20 protein-coding genes and 2 pseudogenes are annotated in these 26,336 nt (G+C 48.6%); 16 read left to right on the forward strand and 6 right to left on the reverse strand.

Annotated elements, in window-relative coordinates:
• Window positions 1-38: 38 nt before the first annotated feature.
• The 5 genes and pseudogenes from ACR6Z4_RS01695 to ACR6Z4_RS01715 all read left to right on the forward strand — a co-directional run.
• Window positions 39-244 (forward strand): annotated as a pseudogene (locus tag ACR6Z4_RS01695) (epoxide hydrolase); the annotation flags it as partial.
• A gap of 24 nt (window positions 245-268) precedes the next feature.
• Window positions 269-1,645 carry a dihydrolipoyl dehydrogenase family protein gene (locus ACR6Z4_RS01700; protein ID WP_479715479.1) on the forward strand — a complete coding sequence of 459 codons (1,377 nt, stop codon included), beginning with the start codon at window positions 269-271 and terminating at the stop codon, window positions 1,643-1,645.
• An 819-nt stretch (window positions 1,646-2,464) separates the two neighbouring features.
• The gene (locus ACR6Z4_RS01705) at window positions 2,465-2,884 is read left to right on the forward strand and encodes a protein-tyrosine phosphatase family protein (protein WP_479715480.1); all 420 of its coding nucleotides are present in this window, start codon (window positions 2,465-2,467) and stop codon (window positions 2,882-2,884) included.
• 83 nt (window positions 2,885-2,967) lie between these two features.
• A pseudogene (locus tag ACR6Z4_RS01710) lies at window positions 2,968-3,075 on the forward strand (IS5/IS1182 family transposase); the annotation flags it as partial.
• Between the two features lie 203 nt (window positions 3,076-3,278).
• Window positions 3,279-4,946, forward strand: coding sequence for a CHASE domain-containing sensor histidine kinase (locus tag ACR6Z4_RS01715; RefSeq protein WP_479715481.1), 1,668 nt, complete (start codon window positions 3,279-3,281; stop codon window positions 4,944-4,946).
• A gap of 110 nt (window positions 4,947-5,056) precedes the next feature.
• Here ACR6Z4_RS01715 and ACR6Z4_RS01720 read toward each other — a convergent pair whose 3' ends face one another.
• From ACR6Z4_RS01720 to ACR6Z4_RS01740, 5 genes are all read right to left on the reverse strand, one after another.
• Window positions 5,057-5,857: an ABC transporter permease gene (locus tag ACR6Z4_RS01720; RefSeq protein ID WP_479715482.1), complete on the reverse strand. Its 801-nt coding sequence runs from the start codon at window positions 5,855-5,857 to the stop codon at window positions 5,057-5,059.
• Window positions 5,854-6,648 carry an ABC transporter ATP-binding protein gene (locus ACR6Z4_RS01725; protein WP_479715483.1) on the reverse strand — a complete coding sequence of 265 codons (795 nt, stop codon included), beginning with the start codon at window positions 6,646-6,648 and terminating at the stop codon, window positions 5,854-5,856. The genes ACR6Z4_RS01720 and ACR6Z4_RS01725 overlap by 4 nt, the downstream gene beginning before the upstream one ends.
• A gap of 258 nt (window positions 6,649-6,906) precedes the next feature.
• Window positions 6,907-7,917: an ABC transporter substrate-binding protein gene (locus tag ACR6Z4_RS01730; RefSeq protein WP_479715484.1), complete on the reverse strand. Its 1,011-nt coding sequence runs from the start codon at window positions 7,915-7,917 to the stop codon at window positions 6,907-6,909.
• 218 nt (window positions 7,918-8,135) lie between these two features.
• Entirely contained in the window at window positions 8,136-8,819 is a 684-nt protein-coding gene (locus tag ACR6Z4_RS01735) for a response regulator transcription factor (RefSeq protein WP_479715485.1), read from the reverse strand.
• A 605-nt stretch (window positions 8,820-9,424) separates the two neighbouring features.
• Window positions 9,425-10,153, reverse strand: coding sequence for a DUF305 domain-containing protein (locus ACR6Z4_RS01740; protein WP_479715486.1), 729 nt, complete (start codon window positions 10,151-10,153; stop codon window positions 9,425-9,427).
• A gap of 300 nt (window positions 10,154-10,453) precedes the next feature.
• Here ACR6Z4_RS01740 and ACR6Z4_RS01745 point away from each other — a divergent pair, with 300 nt between their 5' ends.
• The 8 genes from ACR6Z4_RS01745 (at window position 10,454) to ACR6Z4_RS01780 (ending at window position 21,431) form a co-directional block, all read left to right on the forward strand.
• A complete protein-coding gene (locus ACR6Z4_RS01745; protein ID WP_479715487.1) occupies window positions 10,454-10,783 on the forward strand; it encodes a four-helix bundle copper-binding protein in 330 nt (109 codons plus the stop codon).
• A 1,283-nt stretch (window positions 10,784-12,066) separates the two neighbouring features.
• The gene (locus ACR6Z4_RS01750; RefSeq protein ID WP_479715488.1) at window positions 12,067-12,429 is read left to right on the forward strand and encodes a hypothetical protein; all 363 of its coding nucleotides are present in this window, start codon (window positions 12,067-12,069) and stop codon (window positions 12,427-12,429) included.
• A gap of 24 nt (window positions 12,430-12,453) precedes the next feature.
• Window positions 12,454-13,719: an efflux RND transporter periplasmic adaptor subunit gene (locus ACR6Z4_RS01755; protein ID WP_479715489.1), complete on the forward strand. Its 1,266-nt coding sequence runs from the start codon at window positions 12,454-12,456 to the stop codon at window positions 13,717-13,719.
• 76 nt (window positions 13,720-13,795) lie between these two features.
• Entirely contained in the window at window positions 13,796-16,945 is a 3,150-nt protein-coding gene (locus ACR6Z4_RS01760) for an efflux RND transporter permease subunit (protein WP_479715720.1), read from the forward strand.
• 148 nt (window positions 16,946-17,093) lie between these two features.
• Complete coding sequence (locus ACR6Z4_RS01765) at window positions 17,094-17,375, forward strand: hypothetical protein (RefSeq protein ID WP_479715490.1); 282 nt, start codon at window positions 17,094-17,096, stop codon at window positions 17,373-17,375.
• A gap of 46 nt (window positions 17,376-17,421) precedes the next feature.
• The gene (locus ACR6Z4_RS01770; protein ID WP_479715491.1) at window positions 17,422-18,327 is read left to right on the forward strand and encodes a hypothetical protein; all 906 of its coding nucleotides are present in this window, start codon (window positions 17,422-17,424) and stop codon (window positions 18,325-18,327) included.
• 36 nt (window positions 18,328-18,363) lie between these two features.
• The gene (locus ACR6Z4_RS01775) at window positions 18,364-19,566 is read left to right on the forward strand and encodes a phytochelatin synthase family protein (protein WP_479715492.1); all 1,203 of its coding nucleotides are present in this window, start codon (window positions 18,364-18,366) and stop codon (window positions 19,564-19,566) included.
• 209 nt (window positions 19,567-19,775) lie between these two features.
• Entirely contained in the window at window positions 19,776-21,431 is a 1,656-nt protein-coding gene (locus ACR6Z4_RS01780; protein WP_479715493.1) for an efflux RND transporter periplasmic adaptor subunit, read from the forward strand.
• Between the two features lie 5 nt (window positions 21,432-21,436).
• Here ACR6Z4_RS01780 and ACR6Z4_RS01785 read toward each other — a convergent pair whose 3' ends face one another.
• The gene (locus tag ACR6Z4_RS01785) at window positions 21,437-21,628 is read right to left on the reverse strand and encodes a DUF2281 domain-containing protein (protein ID WP_479715494.1); all 192 of its coding nucleotides are present in this window, start codon (window positions 21,626-21,628) and stop codon (window positions 21,437-21,439) included.
• 181 nt (window positions 21,629-21,809) lie between these two features.
• On the opposite strand from ACR6Z4_RS01785, the gene ACR6Z4_RS01790 reads away from it, so the two are divergent.
• The 3 genes from ACR6Z4_RS01790 (at window position 21,810) to rppA (ending at window position 26,316) form a co-directional block, all read left to right on the forward strand.
• Complete coding sequence (locus ACR6Z4_RS01790) at window positions 21,810-22,313, forward strand: hypothetical protein (protein ID WP_479715495.1); 504 nt, start codon at window positions 21,810-21,812, stop codon at window positions 22,311-22,313.
• Window positions 22,314-22,481: 168 nt separating this feature from the next.
• On the forward strand, window positions 22,482-25,643 hold the full coding sequence (locus ACR6Z4_RS01795) for an efflux RND transporter permease subunit (protein ID WP_479715496.1): 3,162 nt from the start codon (window positions 22,482-22,484) through the stop codon (window positions 25,641-25,643).
• Window positions 25,624-26,316, forward strand: a complete 693-nt coding sequence (rppA, locus tag ACR6Z4_RS01800) for a two-component system response regulator RppA (protein WP_479715497.1) — start codon at window positions 25,624-25,626, stop codon at window positions 26,314-26,316. The genes ACR6Z4_RS01795 and rppA overlap by 20 nt, the downstream gene beginning before the upstream one ends.
• Window positions 26,317-26,336 lie beyond the last annotated feature (20 nt).

A 26,336-nucleotide genomic window follows, 5' to 3' on the forward strand; every position in this document is an offset into this window, starting at 1 on the left:
CAACACCATCCACCCCTTTCAAAATCGGTGCGTTCACAATCTCAATTCCCGCAGCCGTAACCATTTTTCCCGGAGAGATCTACCAACCGCCAAAGAGTTGGGTAGAGCGAGCCCACCACAACCTGATCTACTATCATCGAGTGGCTACTATCATCGAGTGGATAAAGGCGGACACTTTGCAGCATGGGAAGAACCACAGCTTTTCTCTGAAGAGGTTCGTGCTGCGTTCAGGTCATTGCGTTAGTTCAAGCTATTAACAGAGGTAACGATGGAAACAGCAGATTTAATTGTCATTGGCAGTGGTCAGGGGGGAGTTCCACTCGCAGCTGACTTTGCCAAAGCCGGGAAGAACGTCGTTCTATTTGAGCGCGATGCCTTGGGCGGCAGTTGCATCAACTATGGTTGCACGCCGTCTAAAGCTTTTTTAGCCGCTGCCCATGCCGCCGGTCGTGCCCGACAAGCTGCAAAGCTCGGTATCCACGCGCAGGTCGAGGTCGATTTTCCTAAGGTGATGGAGCGGGTGCGGGGCATCCGCAGTCAGTTTAACCAGGGCACCCAACGGCGATTGGAGAGTGCCGGAGTTAAAGTCGTTTGCGCTGAAGCCACGTTTACCGGAGAACGGACGGTCAGTGGCGGCGGGGTAACGGTACAGGCTCCGATCGTCGTCATCAATACAGGCACATCCTCCACCATTCCTGACTTTCCCGGTCTAGCAGAAACGCCGTATCTCACCAACCGCAATTTCTTTGATGTGCAGCAGCTTCCGCCCCGATTGCTCGTAGTGGGTGGAGGCTATATTGCTCTGGAGTTAGGGCAGGGAATGGCGCGGTTAGGTAGCCAAACGGAATTGATTGTGCGGGGCGATCGCCTACTCGCTCAAGAAGAAGCCGATGTCAGTGCGGTGCTGTTGGATGCATTCGAGCAAGATGGAATTGGAGTGCATCTCAACACAACCGTGAAGCAAGTTAATTACACGAACGGTATCTTTACCCTGACACTGAGTAATGGTGAAGTCCTGAACGCAGAAGCGTTGCTGATTGCAACTGGGCGCAAACCGAATACGGGGGCGTTAAATTCTGCCGTGACAGGCGTTGAATTAGATGCCCAGGGATTTATCAAAATCGATGATCAGTTTCAAACTACGTGTTCTGGAATTTATGCGATCGGGGATGTGGCAAAACAGCCTGCGTTTACCCATGTGGCGTGGGAGGATTATCGCCGCTTAAACGCGATTTTGTGTGGAGAACAGCGAACCCGGAGCGATCGCGTCTTAGGCTATGCCGTCTATACTGAGCCGCAGGTGGGTCGGGTGGGGATGACATTAGAGCAAGCGCAGAACCAGGGTATTGCAGCCCGCGAAGTCACCCTGCCGATGGCTCACATTGCCCGTAGCATTGAATGGGGGCACGATTTAGGCTTTTACCGCATGGTCATCGATACCCAAACCAATCTGATTTTAGGTGCAACGCTGGTGGGGTACGAAACGGCTGAACTCGTACATGTCTTTTTGTCGTTGATGGAAGCGAGAGCAACATGGCAGCTTCTAGAACAATCCGTTCACATTCACCCCACCTATGGTGAAGCATTGCCCAGTCTGGCGAGGTTATTTGTTGGAGATGATATGCCAACCTGTCCCAATATGTAATCGGCAAACTCAATACATGCACCTGGGTGTGAGGCGCTCCGCGCCCCACAATACTGTACTGAATCAACCCGCACAGTGCTATATCCCTGATTCATTGTGCGATCGCAGCACCAATTCCTTTGGATGCCCCGTTACAACTGCAATTTTTCCGTCTAGTTTTTTCATGATTTAATCCATAGGTTTTGAGCTTGAAAAATTCATCTATAACGGGTGGCGATTACTCAGCGAACAAACGGCTATGGAGCATGTCGTTCCAATGGGGAGAAACACATCAATAAATGCAGGAGCTGATGAATTCTGGAGTTGTTGAGGGTGAACGCGTGATCCGTGTCGGAAGTCGGAAGCTTTTACCTGGCAAATAAGTCTTTACCCGCTAAGGCGGCAGCCACTACCTGCACCCATCACCACATAGTCATAGTGTTTGTGTTGGAATGAATTTAATATATGCAACCAATGCTCACTTGTCGTCCACTCAAAGTTAACGATTTTACCCATTAAAATGATTGATAAGTTCGTCCATCGTACGGAGGATGGCTGGCTCCAACTCAAGTTGGAGTCTAGACTCAAACTAAAGTACAACCTACTTAAGATCACAAATTAATTAACCTGTAATTGCTTTTTGAAAGAGCGGCGGCTCCGCCGCCGCTCTTTCAAAAAGCAATTACACGAGCTTTAAAACACACCCTAGAATGCAACCATTACCGGAAGAGCAACAGAGCTGTGTATAAGTTTGCTGCGGCTTGTCCCACTGAATCCATTGTTTTTGGAGCCTCCAGACCAGGCTACACAGATGAGCAAATCCTGTCCTGGATCTCGTTCATGAAAAGTCAAGAGATTCAGCGTGTTTGCTGTCTGCTAGAAAAAGATCAGCTTGCTCGCTATCCAGATTTATTGGGCTGCTACAAGCAAGCCTTTGGCATTGAACAGGTCTGCTGGGCAGCGATCGCAGATTTTGAGATTTGCGATCGCATCACCCTTCAGCAGACTATTTTGCCGTTTCTCGTCACATCAGACCAATGTCAGCAAAAAACAGTCGTCCACTGTTCAGGGGGGATTGGACGAACGGGACAAATTTTGGCTGCGTGGCTGGTATTTGGACGAGGTTTATCTCAGCAGGCAGCGATTCGAGCCGTGCAACAGATGGGCAGAAATCCTTATGAAGCGGTGATTGCGGCTCCTTTGCGAGGTAAAAATCCACTTCAAGTACGGGCAGCATTGAATGCTCTTTTGGGCACTTAAAAGTTGATTGATCAGTTGCATGAAGCAGGGGTTGCGGGCGGGAGAGACATGATAAGTTTTAATCACCACAACCAAAACATGCCATGAAGACTCAATATCGCATCCGCGACTGGTCTGAGTATAACGCTGGACTCAAGCAGAGAAGAAGCCTCACCTTCTGGGTCGAGGCATCTGACCTTAAGCAATGGGTGGTCGAGGAGTTAGGCGGTAAACCAGAGAGATCGCTGGCTCAGGTCTAAAGATGCCTAAATTTTCTACACACCATCTAGCTGCATTAGGACGTGCCGTAAAGCTAGCTGAAAGGCTTGTTTTTTCGCGCGCGCGGCACACCCAAAAACAACTTTCAAACCAGATCTTGGGGTTAACGTTAGGGACGGGTATTGGACTATCAATCGTGGCGGCTCTCTTCGTTGCTCAGTGGGAAGCGTCTAGTCAGCAAACTCGCTTTCAGCGGCAAATTGAAAATTTATCGACCGCACTTCAACGCAGCCTTAATCGATATACAGATGTACTGCAATTTTTAGGCGATTACTATGCAGTGACGCAGGGGCAAATTGATCGGCAAGAGTTTACTAATTATGTAGCGCGATCGCTCAAGACCTATCCCGGTGTTCAAGCACTAGAGTGGGCACCGTTAGTGTTACGCTCAGACCGTTTAGCCTTCGAACAACGGATACAAGCAAATGGTGAGCCAGAGTTTCAAATTACTGAACTGTCTGAGACTAATCAGTTGGTCAGAGCGGGCGATCGCTCTTACTACATTCCAGTAACTTATGTTGTCCCTTTTGTGGGTAATGAAGCGGCTTTAGGGTTTGACTTAACCTCTAATCCGGCTCGCGCCATTGCCATCGAATCGGCTCGCGACAGAGGCATGATCACCGCAACAGGGCGAATTCGGTTAGTGCAAGACCAACGCGATCAGTTTGGGTTTCTAGTCTTTTTACCGCTCTATCAGACTGCTACGATTCCTGATAGGTTAGTCGCTCGGCGTGAGCAGTTTGAAGGGTTTTTATTGGGTGTTTTTCAAGTCTCTGATGTAGTCGAAGAATCACTTCAAGATTTGGGATACGACATCGATTTTGCTATTGCTGACCAGAGCGCTAAACCCAACCAACAATTTTTAGGACGATATGATGCGGTTGCTCAACGAGTGCTGACCGATGAACGCGATCGCAGTCCTCATGCCTTATGTTCAACCTCAGATCGCTGCACTCGCACACTGACTGTCGGGCAACGTCAGTGGCAGATCACCTTTTCGCCCTCAACCAACTACTTCGTCGATCCATCCTATAGTGCAACCGCAACACTATGTATAGGTCTTTTGTTAACAACAGGATTGGTCTTTTTCTTAAACAATCTGCACCGAGAATTAGAACGCACCAGAACACTCAGCGATCTAAAACTGCGTTTTTTTTCAATGGCATCACACGAATTACGAACACCATTGAGCACCATTTTGCTATCAGCAGAGTCGTTACAAATTAACTTTAATGAATGGTCTGACACCCAAAAACAAACAACCCTTCATCGCATCCATACCACCGCAAAACGTATGACCCAGCAGATCACCGACTTGCTAACCCTGACGCGAGCAGAAGTCGGAAAACTGGAGTTTAACCCAGAGCTACTTGATATCGAACCCTTCTGTCAGCAACTGATTGACGAGATGGAAGACGGGGTGCGCCAGCGGATTACATTGATGAATCACTGCCACAACACCAAAGCATTTTGGGACAAAAAGCTAATGCGATCGCTCCTGACCAACCTGCTCTTGAATGCAGCCAAATATTCACCTGACAAAGACCCTGTGCAACTGATCTTACGTTGCAATGACCAGACTGCAACCTTGACTATTTGCGATCGCGGCATTGGCATTCCCGCTACAGATCTCCAGCATATTCAAGAGGCATTCTATCGCGGCAGCAATGTTGGAGATAGTTCTGGAACTGGGCTGGGGCTGGCTGTCGTGAAGACGTGTGTAGAGCTGCATCGAGGAGAATGGGCGATCGCCAGCGAAGAAGGACAAGGAACCACTGTAACGGTGATATTACCGTTAGAGTAAACGAACGATCAATCATCTGCACCACTTGCAAAAGCACCGCAGATCATTGCGCGACCTCTCAAAAACACGATGCAATCGACTGAATTAACAATTGCAGTAGCATTGCCCACCTACTTGCCGCTCCAGTGGATGACGCGTTTTTCGATGATTAAAAACAGCACATTCAAACAATATCCCAACAGTCCGGTGACCAAAATCGAAGCATACATATCCTGCACATTGAGTACTTGTTGTGCATCGATAATCCGCTTGCCCAACCCCTGCTCAGTGCCGATAAACATCTCGGCAACAATTACAATCACAAGAGCAATGCTAATGCCGCTGCGCAAACCAATAAAGGTCTGCGGCAAACTCTCCATCAGCAACACATCTTTAAATACGCGCCAGCGATTAGCACCCATCACTTTTGCCGCCAATATGCGAGATTGTTTCGCATGAATCACGCCATAGGCACTATTAAACACAATCAGCAAAAATGCACTGAATGCCGCAATTATAATTTTGGAAAAATCACTCACCCCAAAGAATAGGATAAACATTGGAATTAATGCACTGGCGGGCGTTGAACGGAAAAAATCAATTAAAAACTCCACACTGCGATAGAGCTTCTCAGAACTACCCAGCGCAACACCGATCGGAACACCCACTAATCCAGCCAGCAGAAACGCGCTAAAGGTTCTCAGCACAGTGGCACCAAAGTCGATCGCCATATTTCCTGCAAACATAGCCTGAAACAGGGTGGCGATGGTTGTCCAGGGGGTTGGCAGCAGCACCGGATTCACCCACCCCGAAATCGAGATCAGCCACCAAGCCATAAACAGCACCAGCACCCCGACCAGGGGAAGGAGTTGATTCAGGTAGCGAACGAGTGAGAAAAACTGGCGATGCTTTGAGGGATAAGTCACAGTCATTTCCGCATCTCCTGACGAAAGAGTTCTAAACAGTGACGGCTGGTCTCAACAAACTCAGCTGATGAAAGTGTTTCAAACGTGCGAGGACGAGGCGCATTAAACGACACCATTTCGACCAGACGAGTCGGGCGCTTACTCAACAGCAAGATAGTATCTGCCAGAAATACAGCTTCTTCCAGGTTGTGAACCACCATAAACATCGGAATTTTAGTGGTCATAAAAATTTCTTGAAGCTTATCACGCACAAACAGCGTGGTTTCAAAATCGAGGGCAGAGAAGGGTTCATCCAGAAATAACACTTCTGGATCCGCAACCAGTGCCCGCATGATAGAAATAAGCTGCTGTTGCCCACCAGAAAAGCTATAGGGATATCGTTTCAGGTCAAGCTGAATATTGAATGTGCCGATTAATTGCTCAACGCGATCGCGACATTCTTTCTCTGGCACACCCTTAACTCTCAGTGGATAAGCAATATTGTCGTAAGCACTGAGCCAGGGCAGCATAGCATCACGATAGTTTTGAAAGACATAACCGATGCGTGCCCGTCGAATCGGCTTACCATGAATGCGGATTTCACCGCCATTAAAGGGAATGAGTCCGCTGATCATATTGATAAGCGTTGACTTACCACAACCATTAGGGCCAAATACAGACACCAGTTGATTGTTTGCCAGATCTAAATTGAAGTTCTCATACAGTACAAAATCACCAAAATATTTACATAACCCTTGTACTGAAATAAAGTGCTCAGGTGGGGCAATCTGCTGCTGCTGGATAGAATCTACAACCATAACCGTCTCCCAGATTCTAGTATTACAAACACTAAATTTTGCAACATGGGGTCTGGGGGCTGCGCCCCCAAGAGGGGGTTTCACCCCCTCCACCCCCTCTAAAACTTTTAAGTTGGTGTACTAGTGTTGCAAACACGAAATTTTGCAACATGGGGGTTTGGGGGCGTAGCCCCCAAGAGGGGTTTCACCCCCTCCACCCCCTCTAAAACTTTTAAGTTGGTGTACTAGTACTTTTTAGCGTTCAGTTCGGTTATGCAATCAGGCAGGTTCATACAACAATGCTGCTACATCAACTGTTTTAGAAAAGACAGCCTTTTCCGTCATAAAATCAAAGAATTTTTGGAAATAGGCTATATCTTCAGGTGTAAATTCGTCGTATAAGGTGTAGCCCACCATCGGTACTTTTTGCACCAGTTCTCCTTCGATGGCAGTGTAGCCAACCATATATTGGCGGGCTTCGTCGGGGTTATCTCGAATATCTTGAATAGCACGACGGTAGGCTTCGGCGTAGATCTTAGTCGATTCTGGAAACTGTTCGATGAACTGGGTGCTGAGAACAGCCGAACCGCCAAACCATGGAGCCATCGAATCACCCAAAATATATTTGGAGACAACACCATTTTCAAGGATGCGCGTGATGCCCTTCATCTCACCAACGGTTCCGGTTGGCTCTAAGGTGTAAGCAGCATCAATTTGCCCTGACTCGATCGCGGCAACGTGCTGGCTAATTTCAATCTGCTGCACATTCGGTTCAGCGACACCTGCGGCAGTTAAGATAGCCTCTGCGATCGCCTTATTTTGTGCTCCTGGACCCGTCGCAAATTTCTTCCCATTCAAATCAGCAATAGATTGGATCGGGCTATCCTTTGCGACAATCACCTGATCCAACACATTTTCAACATTGCTGGGATTAGCAGCCAAAATTTTGAATAGACCGGGCGACGTGATTTCTGCCAATCCTAATGCGCCGCTGGCAACCCCGTTGCCAGTTCCCTGCAATCGTCCGGCAATCAGCGCTTCAGCCACCTGATTGGGCGACGCAAATTTCACTGCTTCTACGTTGAGTCCCGCTTCCTGAAAGTAGCCTTTTTTCACCGCAACAAACAACGGCAACCCAGACGCAACAGGCCAGAAACCGATCGAGATCTTGCCGGGGTTCTCAGCTCCATCACCAGGAACGGAGGCTTGAGGCTGACTGCAACCATGAGCTGCGATCGCCAGTGCTGCACCTGCACCGAGTTGAAGGAAATGCCGTCTGCGAATATTCATACCTGCTACTCCACAAATTCTCAAATCTGAGGTAAGATTGCATCAAGTGATACAGAATTGCGAAATCCCTTATGATTTGAAGCAACGGGCTGAGGGATTAGCTGTTCTGTAACTTGAGAATTAACGGTACAGATTGCAGGTGTAAATTTAAGGGATAAATTCGTGGAGAAATCGTGGAGAATGTTGACGATCGCTCACATTCTGCTGATCAGCATTACTTAAGAATTATCCAGCGATGTCAGGCGATATCCTAACCCATGAACGGTTTCAATAAAGTCTTTAGGTGCGCCAGCCGCCTTAAGCTTTGCCCGCAGGTTCTTAATATAGGTCTTAATCGTGTCTTCCTCGGGTGAGTCTTGCCAGTTCCAGACGTGCTCAATAATGGCTGTGCGGCTCAACACCCGTCGTCCGTAGCGCAGCATCGCTTCCATCAAGGCAAACTCCTTAGGAGTCAGTTGAATGGGCGCTCGGTTGTAAGTGACCTCATAGCTACTGGGATTGAGTTTCAACGCTCCCCATATTAAAACGGGAGCAACCCCCGACTGCCCTCGCCGCAGCAATGCCCGAATTTGCGCCAGCAATTCCTGCAAATTAAACGGCTTGACCATGTAAGCATCGGCACCCGCATCCAGACCAATAACTTTGTCTAAGCTGGTATCCCGTGCGGTAAGCATCAGAATGGGAGACGAATAGCCGCGATCGCGCAACCGTTGGCACAGACAAATCCCGTCCAATTTGGGTAACGTCACGTCCAGCAACACTAGATCATAAATTAAACCAGTTGCTTGTTCCCACGCCAATTCTCCATCTTTGACTAAATCAACTGCATACCGTTGCGCTGTCAGAGCTTCAGCCAAAGTGTCTGCTAATTGGGTATCGTCTTCCACCAGCAAAATTCTCATTGCTGATCAGTTACAGTAAATCGAAAATAGTTGATCATGGACAAAGCGACCAACTGAGGGACACTATATTACTGGGAAATATACTGACGCACCTGTAGCTTTTATATTGTCGCCTTCTATACAAAATACCAAATCGCAGCATTGCACTTTACTAAGCGATCGCAAACACCATTGCAATCACAAGCCAGCATTGACTCACGTTGAGACCCAGTGCGATCGCTTCCCTGAGCCTCGTTGACGTGCTGCCGTTTTTGGTGCAGCGTTTTAACTCAGACTTGATTCAAGGGTGAATGGATGACCTTGATTCAAAGGTGAATGGATGACAATACCAAAATCGAGTACTTGAAATTGACATCAGGATCGCGGATTTAATAAAACCCAATTCTTTATGAGAGAGCGACGGCGGAGCCGTCGCTCTCTCATAAAGAATTACAGCTTATTTAATGGGTGATCCTTAGCACGATGACATGTGGCGAACTGCTTGATGTAGCGATCCTAAATCCGGTATGAAAGCGCCCGCCCTTCGGGCGGGCGCTTTCATACCGGATCATTTTCACAGACCAAATAGGATTGCTATATAACCAACCCTTTTCCTCAACTATTTTTTACTGACCATACCAGTCGCTTCGCCACTGTTGCATCTGGTCAATTTCCTGTTGCTGGCTATCAACAATGTTTTGAGCCAGTTCTTTTATTTCAGGGCGATCGCTCTTCTCTAATGCCTGCTGTGCCATATCGATCGCGCCTTGATGGTGCGGAATCATCGCATTGATAAAGCGCAAGTCAAACTGCTCGTCGGCTGCACCCAAGTCCCCACCCATCATCATGCTAGAGCGCATTTCCTCGGTCATTGGCATCGTCTTCCCAAGCTCTGCACTGTACATCATTGGCTCATCCCCTGCATTGGGATACCAGGCTGTACGCCACTCTTCCAACTCGGAAATTTCCTTCTCCTGAGCATCAATAATGGCCTGGGCTAGCTGTTGAATTTCAGGACGGCTTGACTTCTGCAATGCTTCTTGTGCCATTGCAACAGCACCTTCATGGTGCGGAATCATGCCATCAATGAATCGTAAGTCGAAGCTTTCATCAACAGGGCCCAGATCCATGCTTGTCATTGAACTATGATCCATTGGCATAGGGCTGGCGTTATCCACTGAGCCACGATCTGCCTGCGCCGTAGTGGAACTGCTGGGACTGCTCTCATCAGACTGAAAGGTTGTGCCACTACAAGCCGCAAGGCTGAATGATGCTAGAGGCAGTACTCCAGCTAATAAAAATGAAGTGAGGGTCTTTCTTGCCAACGTATTTGCCAACATATTTTTTGCCAACATAGCAGTCTATAAAGCTTCTAGGCTTTAAGCTAAGGTTCTGTTGCTTACAGACTGTCATGGTGACAGACAAAAATAAAATCAGTATGAAATTCTGGCAAACCAAAAGTACGAAATTTCTGGAGTAATTTCTGCTTCAAAAGTCAGAGGCACTGTTGGACATAGTCCGTTAGTTTAAGTCTAAAGGCAGTAGACATTCAATTGCTGCGATCGCACGACAACACCTCGGTTGAGGTTCATATCGTGCTGAATTTTGCTGTCCTATTGACGGCACTGGAGTCAGTTATTCAGGAGAAAATCATCATGCCTCACCAACAATATCAATCAATCGCAGACGCAGCCGTTTACTGTGCCTATGAGTGCGAACACTGTGAAGACGCCTGTTTGGGCAGTATGCCAGAATGCGCCCGTCTTTGCCGCGACTGTGCAGAGATGTGCTGGACTTCCGCAGCCTTTATCAGCCGTGGCTCACGGTTTATTCCCCAAATTGTACGCTCTTGCATTGAGATTTGCGACGCGTGTGCGGCTGAGTGCGAAAAACATGACAACGAACACTGCCAAAGCTGCGCTCAAGCTTGTCGGCGCGCTGCTGAAGAGTATCGCAAGGTTGTCAGGGTTGCAGGAGTTGCATAGCTAGTGTTGCAAACACGAAATTTTGCAACATGGGGGTTTGGGAACTGCGCCCCCAAGAGGGGGTTTTACCCCCTCCACCCCCTCTAAAACTTTTAAGTTGGTGTACCATAGCAATCCTATTTGATTTGTGAAAATGATCGGTTGTGAAAGCGCCCGCCCTTCGGGCGGGCGCTTTCACAACTGACTCAGGATCGCTATAGAACGAGAAGCTAACAGAACAATCAGTAGAGTTAAGAGAAATAAAAGCATGGAATACGTGATTTTGTGAGGCTAAATATGTCTTACAGCGCCGTATTTCGTGCTTTTAAGATATTGATAGCTTTACGTAATCACGTTAGGACGTTGGGGGTGGGGCGGTGCCCCACGCAGGGGTAAAACCCCTGCACCCCGTCCCAAGCTAAGTGCATAGTACTATACCAAAACTCTTGAACTTTCCCCTTGACTCTCCAGTAAGCTAGACACTCCAATATAGTGTGTTATGGGGAATTCAAAAAGTCCAATCATGACTTCTCAACTTAGGAAGGGGAATTAAATAACTTCGATGATTTGTTGTACGGGCGAACGACCGTTCGCCCCTTCAAACGATTCAATACCCGATCTTATTAAATTCATGATCCTTACAGTTTCCCCTATGACTTGCTCGACCTGCCACACTGATTGACTGACAAATCTTTGTAAGGGCAGGTTTATCAAGCCTCTGATCGCTTTGCAGTCGGCATTTCGGCGAAACCTGCCCCTACGATAGAATGCGCTTTCTGGTACTTTTGCCAGTCAGTCAGCTGTGATCTTTATTAGCTGATTTTATTTAATTAATTTGTAATGATTTATGTTTTCCACCTGTTGATATAAATTATTGAATTTCTATTTAATTGAAGAGAATGACATCTTCTAAAAACAACTTTATTGAAGATTAATAATCTGAGGTTCGAGTATGTTGCTACTCTGCCTTCTATGGCTGGCGATCGCTATAATCACCGGCTTAATCAGCGTGAGTATCTGTGATGAAATCTCTATTTTACCGGGGTTACTTGCAATCATTAGCATATTACTAAGCTTGTTTTTCATGCCCTGGCAACTTCAGCTTTTGCTTTTATTACTACTAATCAAAATACATTAGAACAGTTTGCTTTTAGGTTAGATCAATTAATAGATTTTTGGATCAGATCTATTGACTCTCCAGTTGACTAGAGAATTTAATCTGATTTTCAGTGGAAGGATTTAAAGGATAGTTGAACTCTAATCCATGCCACAGAATTTCAATGTTTAAATACTGGAGACTCCAAATGCAAATTTTACCGAGACAGCTTTCTGATCCGTTTCAAACGCATCAAGAAAAAGAATGGATTCCTGCAAGCAATTCTGATGGTTTTAGACCCCAATTTGAGGGAGTTAGCCAATGGTTAAACCAGGCAACAAGAGCGATCGCCCACGCTCTAATCAGTAATTCAGATCCCTTCATTTGGCAGAAGCGCGATCGCGACGGCAACACCTGGTGGATCATAGATGATCCACTGACAGGAACTCGCTTTCATGCCCTGTCTGAAGAAGAAGTACGAGCGTGGATTGAACAGCACTACTATGCTCAACCCAAATTGTTAAGAAGTACTCCCAGTCATATCACTCCATCTGTAGTTGAGCGGTGGTGAAGCATGAAATCAACTGAACTTTCGATGTCTTCTCAGAATGCTTCTCAACCCTTACCCAAACCAGCAGGTTGGCGATCGCCTTTCTCGTTACTCCTCATGATGCTGTTGTTGAGTGGCGGTGGGTTCGCCTGGTGGCGCGGATTAACGCCAGTAGATCAATCCAACGCAACGGCTCAACAGCCTCCGATGCCTGTTCAAACTATTGCATTACGGGCAGAAACCATTGAGGAACGAGCAGAATTTATCGCCAATTTGCAATCTCGCCGTTCTGTCACATTGCGTCCCCGCACTCAAGGTCAAATTACCCAAATTCTCGTGACTCCCGGACAGCGGGTAGCAGCTGGAACCGTGTTGATTCAGGTTGACCCCTCTGAACAACAAGCGGTGGTTAACAGTGCCCATGCAGGGGTAGCTTCAGCCCAGGCCAATGTGGATAATGCCAATGCGGTGTTGCGATCGCTGCAAGCAGAACGGTTATCCAAAGTTGCAGAGATGGAACTGAGCCAGGTAGAACGCGATCGCTATGCATCACTTGCCAGCGAAGGAGCAGTTTCTGCCCAAACGCGAGATCAGTACGCCAGTCGATTGGAGGTTGCCAGAGCCAGTTTACAAGCCATTGATCAACAGATTCAGGCGCAACGGGCATCCGTTGTGCGGGCGGAGAAAGCCGTTCAAGAAGCACAGGCCCGCATTCAAGAACAGCAGGTGCAGCTTCAGTACTTCCAGATTACGGCTCCGTTTACGGGTGTGGTAGGCGATATTCCCATTAAAGTGGGCGATTTTGTGGATACCTCGACATCGCTGCTCACCGTTGCAGAAAATGATCAGCTTGAAGTCAATTTTTCAGTTCCGGCGGAACAGGCATCGCATCTGCAAATCGGTAGTTCAGTTGATGTGACAGACGGGCAGGGAAATCGTTTAGGGACGAGTCAGATTTTCTTCATTGCCCCTAACACAGCGGGTACAACCCAGTCTGTTCTGGTGAAAGCTCTGCTCAATAATGCCAATGGACAACTGCGAACCGATCAGTTTGTCAGAACCAGTGTTGTTCAAACTCAACGCACTGGAGTGCAAGTGCCCACGACTGCGATCGCCCGTTTGGGTGGAGAAGCCTTTGTGTTTGTGGCGGAACCCTCAGAAACCGGGTTCGTAGCGCGACAACGATTAGTAGAACTGGGCCGCATCGAAGGCAACGAATACCGAGTTCTGAACGGATTGCAACCAGGAGAGAAGGTGATTGTTTCTAATCTGTTTGCATTGAGAGACGGAATGGCGATCGCACCACTGTAGGGACATGGCAATGCCATGCCCCTACGGCAATGCCAAACCCCTACATCGAATTTATTTCATTCCCTGGGTATTGGATATGTTTGTCAATTTTTTCATCAAGAAACCCGTCTTTGCGATCGTGTGTGCCCTGGTCATTCTCATTGTTGGGCTGATCAGCATTCCAGCGTTGCCGATTGAGCAGTACCCCGACATTAGCCCACCCCAAATTGTCGTGAGTGCCAACTATGTCGGTGCCAGTGCTCAAGTTGTTGAAGATACTGTGACCACTGTCTTAGAGCGACAAATTAATGGCGTGGAAGGGATGCGCTACATCAGTTCCACCAGCAGCAACGATGGCACCAGTCGCATTGTGATCACGTTTCAGCAAGGGTATGACCTGAATGTGGCGGACTCGGATGTGCAAAATCGAGTACTGCAAGCGGAACCCCAGTTACCCGACGTTGTGAGACAAACGGGAGTGACGGTTTCCAAGCAATCGAGTGCGATCGTTCTAGCAATGGCGCTTTACAGCGAGGATGACCGCTACGATGACACTTTCATCAGCAACTATGCCGATCTGTATGTCTTAGATGACCTACGGCGTATTCCTGGGGTTGGTAGTGTGGTTGCCTTTGGCGATCGCCGTTATGCCATGCGAATCTGGCTCGATCCGCAACAGCTAGCCAGCCGTAGCCTGACTGCTCAGGATGTCATTACTGCCCTGAATCAACAAAACTTGCAGCTAGGGATTGGCAGTATTGGACAACCCCCTGCCCCCAATGGGCAACTGTATCAAATCGACTTACAAACCGATGGTCGCTTGAAAGAAGCCAGTGAGTTTGAAAATCTAATCCTCAAAGCCAACCCGGATGGAACCACCGTCAAGCTGAAAGATGTCGGACGGGCTGAACTCGGAGCCGAGAACTACAGTACATTTGCCAGCTACAAAGGGCATATTGCCGTTGGCTACCAGATTCTGCAAATTCCCGGTAGTAATGCGTTGGAAATTGCGAAAGCCGTTAAAGCCGAGATGCAGGAATTGGCACAAAACTTTCCGCCAAGTTTAACCTACGAAATTCCCTACGATTCTTCACGCTTCGTTGAAGCGTCCTTTCAAGAAGTCGTGATCACGCTTTTTCAATCCGTCGGCTTGGTGATTCTAGTCATCTTCATTTTTCTGCAAGACTGGCGCACAACTATTATTCCCGCTGTCACCATTCCTGTGTCGCTGATTGGTACGTTTGCCTTTGTTAAACTGTTTGATTTCTCTCTCAATAGCCTCACCTTATTTGGTCTAACGCTGGCAACAGGAATGGTAGTAGATGATGCGATCGTTGTTGCAGAAGATGTGACTCGATTGATCCAAGAGAAGGGATTAAGCCCGATTCGAGCTACCGCAGAAGCGATGCGTGAGTTATTTAGCTCGGTCATTGCCAGCGGAATTGTACTGATGGCCGTGTTCATTCCCGTGGGCTTTTTACCCGGAACAGCAGGACAACTGTACAAGCAGTTTGCTCTAACCATTACCTTCTCGATCGCCATCTCCACCTTCAATGCCTTAACCCTCACACCCGCCCTGTCTGCGCTCCTACTCCGAGAACAGGAAAAACCTCGTGGCATTCTCGGTTGGTTAGCCAGGCGAGTCAATGGGTTTCTCAACTGGTTGCGTCGAAGGTATCAGCGATCGCTCCAACTTCTCACCCGTTTCAAACAAGTGGTGATGCTCCTGTTCATTGCCTCACTGGTGTTGACAGTTGGACTCTATCTGAAAGTCCCCAAGGCATTTTTGCCCCAGGAAGACCAGGGATACTTCATCAACCTGATTCAGGCATCCGATGGTGCATCCCTCAACTACACGCGGCAGATTGTAGAGCAAGCAGAGCAAATCTTACTCCAGGAGCCAGAGATTCAAGGCACGTTTGCCATGGGTGGGGTTGGCTTTAGCGGCAATACGCCTAATCGAGGCTTGATGTTTGCCCCGCTCAAACCCTGGGATGAACGACAAGCACCAGAACAATCTGTTTCTGCAATCCTAGGTCGAGTGCAGGGACCGTTGATGGGCATTCCTGAGGCACCAGTATTAGCCGTCAATCCTCCCACGATTCCTAGTTTAGGCAGTACGGGAGGGTTTGTGTTTCAGTTGCAAGATCGAGGTGACCGGAGCAACAGCGACATCAGCACGCTCGATCACATCAAAATGGAACTGCTGACCCGTGCCAACCAAACCCCTGGCTTGCAGGGAGTCTTTAGTACTTACACGGCTAATGCCCCACAGTTGCAAATTGAAGTCGATCGCAATAAAGCAGAAGCCCTCCAGGTGCCCGTTGAAGCCATCTACAGTACCCTGCAAGCCTACATTGGCTCTCGGTACGTCAATGACTTCAATGCCTTTGGTCGCACCTATCGGGTTTATGTGCAGGCAGACCAGCAGTTTCGCTCCAATCCAGAAGATATCGGTCAGCTGTATGTGCGATCGCATCAGGGAGACATGATTCCCCTCAGCAATTTGGTGACCATTACTCCCACTACAGGACCACAAACCATTAACCACTACAATTTGCATCGGGCCATTGAAATCAATGGGGCTGCGGCTCCCGGCTATAGCTCTGGGCAAGCGATCAAACTGATGGAGCAACTGGCAGCCGAGGTCATTCCTGCCAATATGGGATTTGAGTGGTCTGGGATTTCGCTAGAAGAATTAGAATCTGGCGGAAAAGCACCGTTAATCTTTGGCTTAGGGGTATTCTTCGTCTTCCTCGTTCTCGCGGCTCAATACAACAACTTTGTTGATCCACTGATCATTATGCTGTCCGTGCCTCTCGCTGTATTAGGCGCATTATCCGTGCAGTGGATGCGGGGATTGTATAACGACATTTATTGCCAGGTCGGTTTACTGATGCTGGTTGGACTCGCCAGCAAAAACTCGATCCTGATGGTGGAATTTGCTAACCAGTTGCGATCGCAAGGACTCCCCATCACCAAAGCCATTATTGAAGCCTCGCAAGATCGTTTACGTCCCATTCTGATGACTGCGATCGCCGCACTATTGGGCGCATATCCGATGTTATTCCCCGCCGGGGCAGGGTCTGCCAGTCGTCTGTCTTTAGGAACTGCCGTCTTTGGCGGTACATTTGTCACCACATTTCTAAGTCTATTTGTTGTCCCTGTTCTCTACATTGTGATTGGCACAATTCAAGAGCGAGTTACACGACACAAACGTATTCACTCTGTCGATGAATGGGTGTAGCAACGTAGTAAAAACTTTCAAGTAAGGGCTTGACTCTCTAGCCAACTAGACACTTTAGGATGACTACAAGAGTTAAGACGTAGGCTGCGAAGAGAGCCCACGAACTCTAAAACTTTCCAACAAACAATCATTCAAGGAGGATATGACTGTGCAAACCGAAATACAGAGAGCACTTTATTGTGAATTAGAACTGATTCCTGATACCACTTTTAGGGCTAAAAATCATTCATCTCAAGGTTGGTGGACTGGTATTTGGAACTTCTTATCCAATGCTCTAACTACCTCAAATGAACCGCAGGTTTGGTCTTCAACCGATTGGTTTGGGCATATCTGGTGGAATATTTATTTTCCTAGAACAGGTCAAACTGCCCGGTTTTCCTCGCAGGAAGAAGCCCGAATTTGGCTAGAAAACAACCTTTACTCTGCATAGTTTCTCAATAATTGTTTTCGCTGAATTTAACCATTAGAGGTCAAATATGAATCGGTTTATCACGGCGATCGCCATCGTTACCACACTATCTATTGTTCAAGGCTGCACACAGCTTGCTCAAGTAAAGGAAGAATCTACTATGCAAACGACAACGCATTCTAATGAAGCTCATGCAGAAGAAGCCACTCACCATCATCCTACAACCCATGAAACCCATCATGGTGAACAAGGAGATGATCATGCCAACCCATCTACATCCACTCAAGCAAAGCTCACAACCACGAGTGTAATTACCCTGAATACTCCGACTACGCTTCAAATTGACGTACAGGATCAGGATGGAAATGCGATCGCCCAGTTCGATCAATTCCAAGAAAAAATCATGCACCTGATTGCAGTCAGCGATGATTTACAGGTCTTTCAGCATCTCCATCCAACCTACAAAGGCAATGGACGATTTGAGATAGAAACCCAGTTTCCTCAATCTGGCAATTACACACTCTTCAGTGACTATCAACCAACAGGAGAAGCAGAACAAGTCTCTGTTTTGAAAACCCAAGTAGAAGGGAATAATCCTCCTGCCGCTCAGATAGACTGGAGCAACGTCAAAACCTTTGGTCAGACCAAGGTTAGTTTTGCTCCGACCGTAGCCACCATCAAAACAGGTGAAGAGGTCATTCTACAATTCGACTTGCAGGATGCGACGAGTAATCAACCGATCACTGATTTACAACCCTATCTGGGTGAAAAGGGGCATCTGGTGATTGTGCGACAATCCCCTTCGTTAACCAGAGACAATTACATTCATGCCCATGCGGTGCATGATACACCCGGCAATCAAGTCCACTTTGCAACCCGTTTTCCTCAACCTGGAAGATACAAACTATGGGGACAGTTCAACCGCAATGGCGAAATTATTACGGCTGATTTTTGGGTAGAAGTGGTTCCGTAGTACTATATCTCCATTTCTGGCTTAACGATGGAGACTATGGCTGATCTGACTAAAGGGTTTTACCGTCGTCCCTTACCAACCTCTTGCATTGCCTTCTCATCAACCGAGGGGAGGCAACTTTTTCGTGAAGCGTTAGAACTGGGAGGGATGGAAGGATATTTTGCCCTTGCCGAACAGTTTCATACCCAGGCTGAACCAGCGTTTTGTGGTTTGGGAACCATGGTGGTTGTGCTGAATGCCCTGGCGATCGATCCAGGGCGAATCTGGCGAGGGGTATGGCGCTGGTATGGAGAAGAAATGCTGGACTGTTGTCAGGCTCTTTCAGCCATTCAGGAAACAGGTATCACGTTAGAGGAATTCGTCTGCATTTCCCGTTGCAATGGGGCAAAGGTGACTGCCTACCGTTACATGGAGAGAAGCTTAGACGAGTTTCGACAGGATGTAAAACGCATTACTTCCACAGCGCATGGCATTCACATGGTAGCCGCCTACAGTCGCAACGTTTTGGGACAAACCGGAGACGGGCATTTCTCGCCGATTGGCGGCTATCACCCACAGCGAGATCTCGTACTTTTACTCGATGTTGCTCGATTCAAGTATCCACCTCATTGGGTGCCATTACCCCTTTTATGGCAAGCGTTTGAGCCGCCCGATCCTGCAACCAATCGGTGTCGAGGTTATATTCTCCTCCAAAAAACAGAGGAAATCTATGAAACCTTTTTTCATGTTGCACTCAATCCGCAACAGTGGTGTGCGATCGCAGCACCCTATTTCACAAAAGAATTGCCTACTTTGCTGGAGACCGCTAACTCCTCAACCGAGGTTATTACAGTTCTTTTAGAGCATCTTCCAAACGGGTTTCTGACACTTCTACAAGTCTCTGTTCATTCACCTTATATGCCTTCTGCACTGAGAGACGCCATTCAATCTCACGTATTGTTTGCCATGATTCAGCAAGCTTTATCTGACCAGAGCTGGCAGGAGATAGCGATCGCCAATCAATGGCATGCTTCAGATCCAACAAAGCATTCCTTTTTCCAAAAAGCCAGTTTTGCAGAATGGTTAACGATTCTGCTGCTCACGTGTCCTCAGGTACTTTACAAAACCGTAAACCCCGAATTACAGACCTGGTTCAATCAAATTCGCGACCCAGCTATGCTGCCTGAACCACTCAATCGAGAGGTCGCTAGATTGCAAGAGCAGATGACTGCATTGCAAGACTTCTGTTCAATCAAATAAAACCATCTTTTAATCATTCTAAAAAAAGTAATGATTTTTTGTGGCGCGGGCGTCGCCCGCGCCACAAAAAATCATTACTTGAATACCACTACCTCACTCAAAAGTTTTGTGCTGAAATTTCATCCTCATTTTATATTTCCCTGTAATACTGCTGTTTAACTTTTGTTAAATCATGGATTTGCACCCTTATCCTTGCCCCGGAACTATCGATGGCTCTTACGTTGAAATACTCTAATCGATTAACCCGCGATCGCATCGCTGGAACATGCCTTGGTCTACTATTGCTCGTGACCTCAGCCGAAGTCTTGGCTCATACAGGGCATGGTGATGAGTTTCACCAAAATCAGTCGGCTCAACCCACAGGGGCGATCGAGGTTGACACTGCAACCGCAGAAAGAATTGGATTGAAAATAGAACCTGTCACCCGTCAATCACTAGACTTTGGAGTACAGGCAACGGGAAAAATTGAGGCTTCTCCCAGTCGCCAGGTAGACGTTACGAATCCTGTGGGTGGAACGGTCGTGAAGCTACTCGTCGAGCCAGGAGATACCGTCGAGGCAGGACAACCTCTGGCAGTAATTACCAGTGGTGAACTGGCAGAATTGCGGGTGACAGCGTTAGAAAATTCCGCAGAGCGACAGGGAGATGTGCAACAGGCGCAAGCTAACTTACAGTTGGCTCAACAGACCTACGAACGACAGCAACACATTGCCCAAACTGCCATTGACCAGGCAAGAACCGAATTGAGGGTTGCCCAGGAGCAATACGATCGCGACAAAGAACTCACAGAACAGGGAGCCATTCCCAGACGAGAATTCTTAGAATCAGAAGCTCATCTCGCCTCAGCACGGCAAGCATTAACCGAAGTTGAAAGTCAGTTAGAAGTGCTGGAAGCTCGAACCGAAGTAGAGCGTGCCCAAACGGCTGTTCAAGTGGCTCAATCGCGTGCTCAACTGAGTGCAGGCACCTACAGAACTCGATTGCAACAGTTAGGTGCATCCCCTAATTCAGATGGCACGATTACCATCAAAGCGCCGATCGCAGGAACGATCGCCGATCGCGACGTGACTCTCGGACAATCATCGGAGGATGCAGGTGCGACGTTGATGACGATTGTGGACGATCGCACTGTTCTTGCGACCGCAAATATCTACGAGAAAGATCTGAATCAGGTTTTACAGGGACAACGAGTGCGGGTCACGGTATCGAGCCTTCCCGATCGAATCTTTGAAGGGCGTATCACCACCATTGGATCAGTCGTGGAGGGAGAGAGCCGAGTCATACCTGTGAAAGCAGAGTTAGACAATGCCGATGGGGCAATGAAGCCAGGGATGTTTGCTGAGTTGGAAGTGCTAACCGATCGCACCCCAGAACCCGTTGTTGTGATTCCTCAGTCAGCACTGGTTGAGGCAAATGGTCAACAGCTAGTTTTTGTCCAAAATGGCAACAGCTTCCAACCTGTCGAGGTCCTGTTGGGTCGGCAAGCGGGGAATTTAGTCGAAGTTAAAAGTGGATTGTTTGAAGGCGATCGCATTGTCACTCAACGCGCCAATCAACTTTATGCACAATCGCTGCGTGGAGGAGGCGAAACAGAAGAGGCAGCAGCAGCAACAGACGTGACGGAAGCCAGTACATCAGCTGGATCGTTGCCCTGGTGGGTCTTGATTCCGGCAGGTGGATTGCTGGCGATCGCCACCTTTGCTGCTGGAGCATTTTGGTCAAACCGTAGAAATCAAAAGCAGTTAGCGTCAACGATTCATCAATTAGAACACCTCGAAGACCAGCACAATGACTATGCGTTGAGCAATTCTAGCCATGAAGCTGCGCTCCTCTCGGCAGATCCTCATTCATCAGAGCCTAAATGAGTCTTTCAAGAGTCTGCAAGGCGACGGTAAACCTCCTCGCGTTCTTGAAGCGATGCCTCGTATGCTTCCCAAACTTCTTTACGGACTGAGGGTTGAGAATGCTGAGTTTTTCGATCGCGCACAAATTCAAGAATCTCCAGCAAGGTGGATTCAGGAACTTCATCTAATGCTTGAATGATCAGGTCTTTCGTCGTCATAACGTTATGAGGCTATCTAAAGCCATCTTACCTGCTGATGGAAATGCTTGCACTGTACTCGCAAGGTCAGCATATGAATGAGAGATGAGGCATCTGAAGCGACCCCATCTCCACTACACCAGCAGTAGTACGTCGCTTTCTAAAACTATTTCACCATCGATTATTTGAGAGGAATCAACCTGTGAAACTTAGCAAATCTCTTGCGATCGCACTTACTAGCCTGGGATTTATTTTGGGAGCTTGTGCCAGTGGTGGAGAACAAACAACCACCTCAGAAAGCCCTGCCGTTTCCACGGAAACATCACCTGCTGCTGAATCTTCCACCAGTCCTGCAACGACGGCTCAAGCGGACACTGCTCACGATACCAGTGTCTCAAAGGGGGGACAGGTCGTTGAAGCAGGGCCATATCATTTGGAACTGGTCACTCTGAAGGAATCAAGTGGTCTACATCTCGACTTCTATTTACAGAAGGGGGATACCCATGAAGCGATTTCAGACGCAACGGTGACGGGTCAAATTCAGTTACCGGACGGAACCCAGAAGACGGTTGAGTTTGAGTACGATGCGGCTGGACAACATTACGTTGCGACCTTATCGGGTACCGCAGCCGGAGAGTACAACGTTGCCATTTTGACGGATATCAAGGGTGAGAAGGTCAACGGACGTTTTAACTTCAGCCAGTAGTCAGAAGATGTCTGAAGAGTTCCCAGAGGTATCGATCCCCCCTAAATCCCCCCTTAAAAAGGGGGGGACTTCCGGATTCAAGTCCCCCTTTTTAAGGGGGATTTAGGGGGATCTAAAACCATTCCGACCCCAGCAGATACCTTTTCAATCCATACCCCTTGAACTGCTATGCTCAATGCCATTATCAAATGGGCGATCGCACGTCGCTGGCTCGTCATCTTAGGTGCAATGGTGCTAACGATTTGGATCGTTCGTACTGTGATGCAGATGCCGCTGGATGTGTTTCCCAGCTTTGCGCCGCCTCAAGTGGAAATTCAAACGGAAGCACCGGGATTAGCTCCAGAAGAAGTGGAATCTCTGGTGACGCTGCCGATCGAAAGTGCGATTAATGGCACTCCTGGAGTGACAGATGTTCGTTCTGCCTCTGCGGCCGGAATTTCGGTGGTCAAAGTGATTTTCACCTGGGATACCGACATTTACCAGGCCCGACAGCTTGTTACCGAACGATTGCAGCAGGCGCAGGACAAGATTCCTGAAAACGTGGAAACGCCTCAAATTTCTCCAATTACGTCACCGATCAGCACCGTGATGATGGTCGCTTTCAGGGTGGATGAAACGGCACCCGAAGCATCGCGCACCTCGTTGATGGAACTGCGCCGGATTGCCGATTGGCAAATTACGAACCGGCTCTTAGCGGTTCCGGGTGTATCGCAGGTCGTGGTGTATGGGGGGGACGTTCAGCAGTATCAGGTGTTGGTTGATCCGCAAAGGCTACAGGCGTTTGACGTGTCGTTGCAGGACGTGACAGAAGCCGTTGAAGCGGCAAACGTTAATGCACCGGGTGGTTTTCTGATTACCCCAGACAAAGAAACCCTGATTCGCGGCATTGGACGGTTAGAAACGATCGATGATTTGAAGCAATCCATCATTACGGCTCGTGATGGGACACCCATTCGCCTGTCGGATGTGGCATCGGTGCAGATTGGGGCAGCCCTCCAGCGAGGTGATAGCAGCCTGAATGGACAACCCGCAGTCGTGGTCATGGTGAACAAACAGCCCCTTGCCGACACGCCCACTGTTGCTAAGGGAATTGAGTCTGCCATGCAGGAGATTCAAGCGGGATTACCTGAAGATATACAAGTCGATATCACCTTTAGCCAGGACAAATACATTGATGCGTCCATTGAAAATGTTCGAGCTGCATTAATTGAAGGCAGCATTATTGTTGCCCTGATTCTGATTCCCTTCTTGATGAACTGGCGCAACTTGTTAGTGTGTCTGGTCGCACTCCCGCTGTCTTTATTGATTGGAGTTTTAGCCCTCAACGGGTTAGGACAGGGACTTAATACCATGACTCTGGGCGGACTTGCCGTCGCAATCGGGTCTGCGGTGGATGATGCGATCGTCGATGCCGAAAACGTTTACCGGGCATTGCGAGAAAACAAGCATTCTGCTCATCCCCGTCCAGTCTTAGAAGTTGTGCTGGAGGGCTGTCAAGAAGTCCGCGATTCGGTATTTGGAGCCACGATTATTACTGTTGTGGTCTTCTCGCCTGTGTTTGCCTTGGGCGGCGTAGAGGGCAGTATTTTCATCCCAATGGGCTTGGGGTATATGGTGGCAGTGTTGGCCTCTAGCGTCACGGCCCTGACGGTCACCCCTGCTCTATGCGCGATTCTACTGCCTCACGGACGCTTACCCGAAGTCGAACCCTGGGTTGCCCGTTTCTTCAAGGGTTTGTATCAACCCGTCCTGGATTTTTCACTGCGTCGCTCTCAATTGATTTTGGCGATCGCCGCTTCTACCCTCGTTGCAGCCCTGATCATCGTGCCGTCGTTGGGACGGGAGTTCCTGCCAGAATTTCAGGAAGAGAATCTGGTCAATACCTTGATGCTCTATCCTGGTTCGTCTCTAGAAGCAACCAACAGCGCGGGGTTTGCCATTCAAGATGCCCTCAAGGATGATCCTCGCTTCCGCTATGTGCAGTTGCGGTCGGGTCGTGCCCCTGGCGATAGTGATGCCGCTGCGGTGAATACGGCTCACTTAGATGTAGATCTGAGCGAAGAAGGGCTGAAAGACCGTGAAGGCAGTATTGAGAAACTGCGAGAAGAGTTTGCCAAACTGCCGGGAGTCGCTCCCAACATCGGCGGATTTATCTCGCACCGCATGGATGAGGTGCTGTCGGGCGTGCGGAGTGCGATCGCCGTCAAAATCTTTGGACCCGACCTAGAGCAACTGCACTCACTGGGGCAAGAAGTAGAAGCAATCATGCAAACGGTTGACGGCATCGTCGATCTGCAACTGGAACCCCAAATTCCCATCGAGCAAATTCAGATTCAGTTCGATCGCGCCGCTGCGGGTCGCTATGGGCTGACTGTGGGGGAACTGTCTACCACGATTGAAACGGCTCTCAACGGTCGAGTGGTTTCTCAGGTGTTGGAGCAGCAACAAACCTTTGACCTGGTGGTGTGGTTAGAACCAGACGCGAGAAACAATCTTGATACGATCGGCAATTTATTGATCGACACTCCTACAGGGCAAAAAATTCCCCTGGCACAGGTGGCGCAAATCCGCACCGGCACAGGCCCGAATACGATTAATCGGGAGAATGTCTCTCGTCTGATCGTGGTTGCCGCAAATACAGATGGGCGAGATGTGCGATCGGTCGTCAATGAAATCCGCTCGAAAGTGGCCGAGCAAGTCCAGTTTCCGGCGGGATACTTTCCTCAATACGGCGGGCAATTTGAAGCAGAAGAACGAGCGACGCAAAACATTCTGGTGTTTAGTGCGATCGCCTTCGTGGTCATCACGGTGATCATGTATCTCTCCGTTAAATCCGTCGCCTCCACGGCCATGATTATGATCAACTTGCCGTTGGCGTTAGTGGGTGGCGTCTTTTCCGTTGCGCTAACCGGGGGCGTGATTTCGGTCGCTTCACTGGTCGGATTTGTCACTCTATTTGGCGTGGCAACACGCAATGGCTTGCTGTTAGTCGATAACTACAACAATAAGTTTGCCCAGGGAATGCCGCTTCGACAAGCGCTGGTTAAAGGCTCCATGGAGCGGCTCAACGCCATTCTCATGACTGCCTTTACCTCAGCATTAGGACTCTTGCCCCTCGTCATCTCAGGTGGCCCCGGAAAAGAAATTTTACAGCCTCTTTCGATCGTGGTTCTGGGGGGATTATTCACCTCCACGGCCTTAACCCTGATGGTGCTACCCGCCCTCTATGCCCGATTCGGTAAGATGGTAATGCCCAAGTCCAATCCATCACAGTCTGTTCAACGGGCGTCTTCAGAAGAAGTAACATCCCATGCGCGTTCTATTAGTTGAAGATGAACCTGATCTGGGTGCCGCACTGGAGCGATCGCTCAAGCGCGAAAAGTATGTCGTGGATTGGGTGAAGGATGGCACCGAAGCGTGGCAATTCCTGGAAAACGACTCGAACCAGTATACCGTTGCTATCTTTGACTGGCTGCTACCGGGGTTATCTGGGATCGAACTCTGTCAACGCCTTCGAGCCAAGCAAAGTCCCCTGCCAGTCCTGATGTTAACGGCACGCGATCGCATGGAAGATCGGGTTACAGGATTGGATGCCGGAGCCGATGATTATCTGATCAAACCCTTCGGCATGACAGAGTTATTAGCACGATTGAGGGCATTGCAGCGGCGATCGCTGCAAATTCAACCGCCCCAACTCCAGGTTGGCAATCTCTTGCTGGATTACGGCACCTCAACCGTTTCCATTGCAACCTCCAACGGAGAACTGCAAAATATTTCCCTCACCACCAAAGAATTCCAACTGCTGGAATACTTCATGCAACATCCCAACCAGATTCTTTCGCGTGACCAGATTATCAGCCGCATCTGGCAAACAGAAGCAGACTTCAACAGTAATGTGGTTGCGGCTCAAATGCGCCTACTGCGGCGAAAATTAACTGAATATGGCTACGATCATCTGATTGAAACTGTTTACGGCATGGGCTATAAGCTCAACACCTACTAACCCGGTAATAGAAGGACGTG

The organism is Calyptranema fuscum S582 (assembly GCF_055793305.1).

Bases quoted from the DNA above. Each gene is read 5' to 3' on its own strand.
- ACR6Z4_RS01700 (WP_479715479.1), top strand. From the start codon at position 269: ATGGAAACAGCAGATTTAATTGTCATTGGCAGTGGTCAGGGGGGAGTT.
- ACR6Z4_RS01705 (WP_479715480.1), top strand. From the start codon at position 2,465: ATGAAAAGTCAAGAGATTCAGCGTGTTTGCTGTCTGCTAGAAAAAGAT.
- ACR6Z4_RS01720 (WP_479715482.1), bottom strand. From the start codon at position 5,857: ATGACTGTGACTTATCCCTCAAAGCATCGCCAGTTTTTCTCACTCGTT.
- ACR6Z4_RS01725 (WP_479715483.1), bottom strand. From the start codon at position 6,648: ATGGTTGTAGATTCTATCCAGCAGCAGCAGATTGCCCCACCTGAGCAC.
- ACR6Z4_RS01730 (WP_479715484.1), bottom strand. From the start codon at position 7,917: ATGAATATTCGCAGACGGCATTTCCTTCAACTCGGTGCAGGTGCAGCA.
- ACR6Z4_RS01735 (WP_479715485.1), bottom strand. From the start codon at position 8,819: ATGAGAATTTTGCTGGTGGAAGACGATACCCAATTAGCAGACACTTTG.
- ACR6Z4_RS01740 (WP_479715486.1), bottom strand. From the start codon at position 10,153: ATGTTGGCAAAAAATATGTTGGCAAATACGTTGGCAAGAAAGACCCTC.
- ACR6Z4_RS01745 (WP_479715487.1), top strand. From the start codon at position 10,454: ATGCCTCACCAACAATATCAATCAATCGCAGACGCAGCCGTTTACTGT.
- ACR6Z4_RS01750 (WP_479715488.1), top strand. From the start codon at position 12,067: ATGCAAATTTTACCGAGACAGCTTTCTGATCCGTTTCAAACGCATCAA.
- ACR6Z4_RS01755 (WP_479715489.1), top strand. From the start codon at position 12,454: ATGTCTTCTCAGAATGCTTCTCAACCCTTACCCAAACCAGCAGGTTGG.
- ACR6Z4_RS01760 (WP_479715720.1), top strand. From the start codon at position 13,796: ATGTTTGTCAATTTTTTCATCAAGAAACCCGTCTTTGCGATCGTGTGT.
- ACR6Z4_RS01770 (WP_479715491.1), top strand. From the start codon at position 17,422: ATGAATCGGTTTATCACGGCGATCGCCATCGTTACCACACTATCTATT.
- ACR6Z4_RS01775 (WP_479715492.1), top strand. From the start codon at position 18,364: ATGGCTGATCTGACTAAAGGGTTTTACCGTCGTCCCTTACCAACCTCT.
- ACR6Z4_RS01780 (WP_479715493.1), top strand. From the start codon at position 19,776: ATGGCTCTTACGTTGAAATACTCTAATCGATTAACCCGCGATCGCATC.
- ACR6Z4_RS01785 (WP_479715494.1), bottom strand. From the start codon at position 21,628: ATGACGACGAAAGACCTGATCATTCAAGCATTAGATGAAGTTCCTGAA.
- ACR6Z4_RS01795 (WP_479715496.1), top strand. From the start codon at position 22,482: ATGCTCAATGCCATTATCAAATGGGCGATCGCACGTCGCTGGCTCGTC.
- rppA (WP_479715497.1), top strand. From the start codon at position 25,624: ATGCGCGTTCTATTAGTTGAAGATGAACCTGATCTGGGTGCCGCACTG.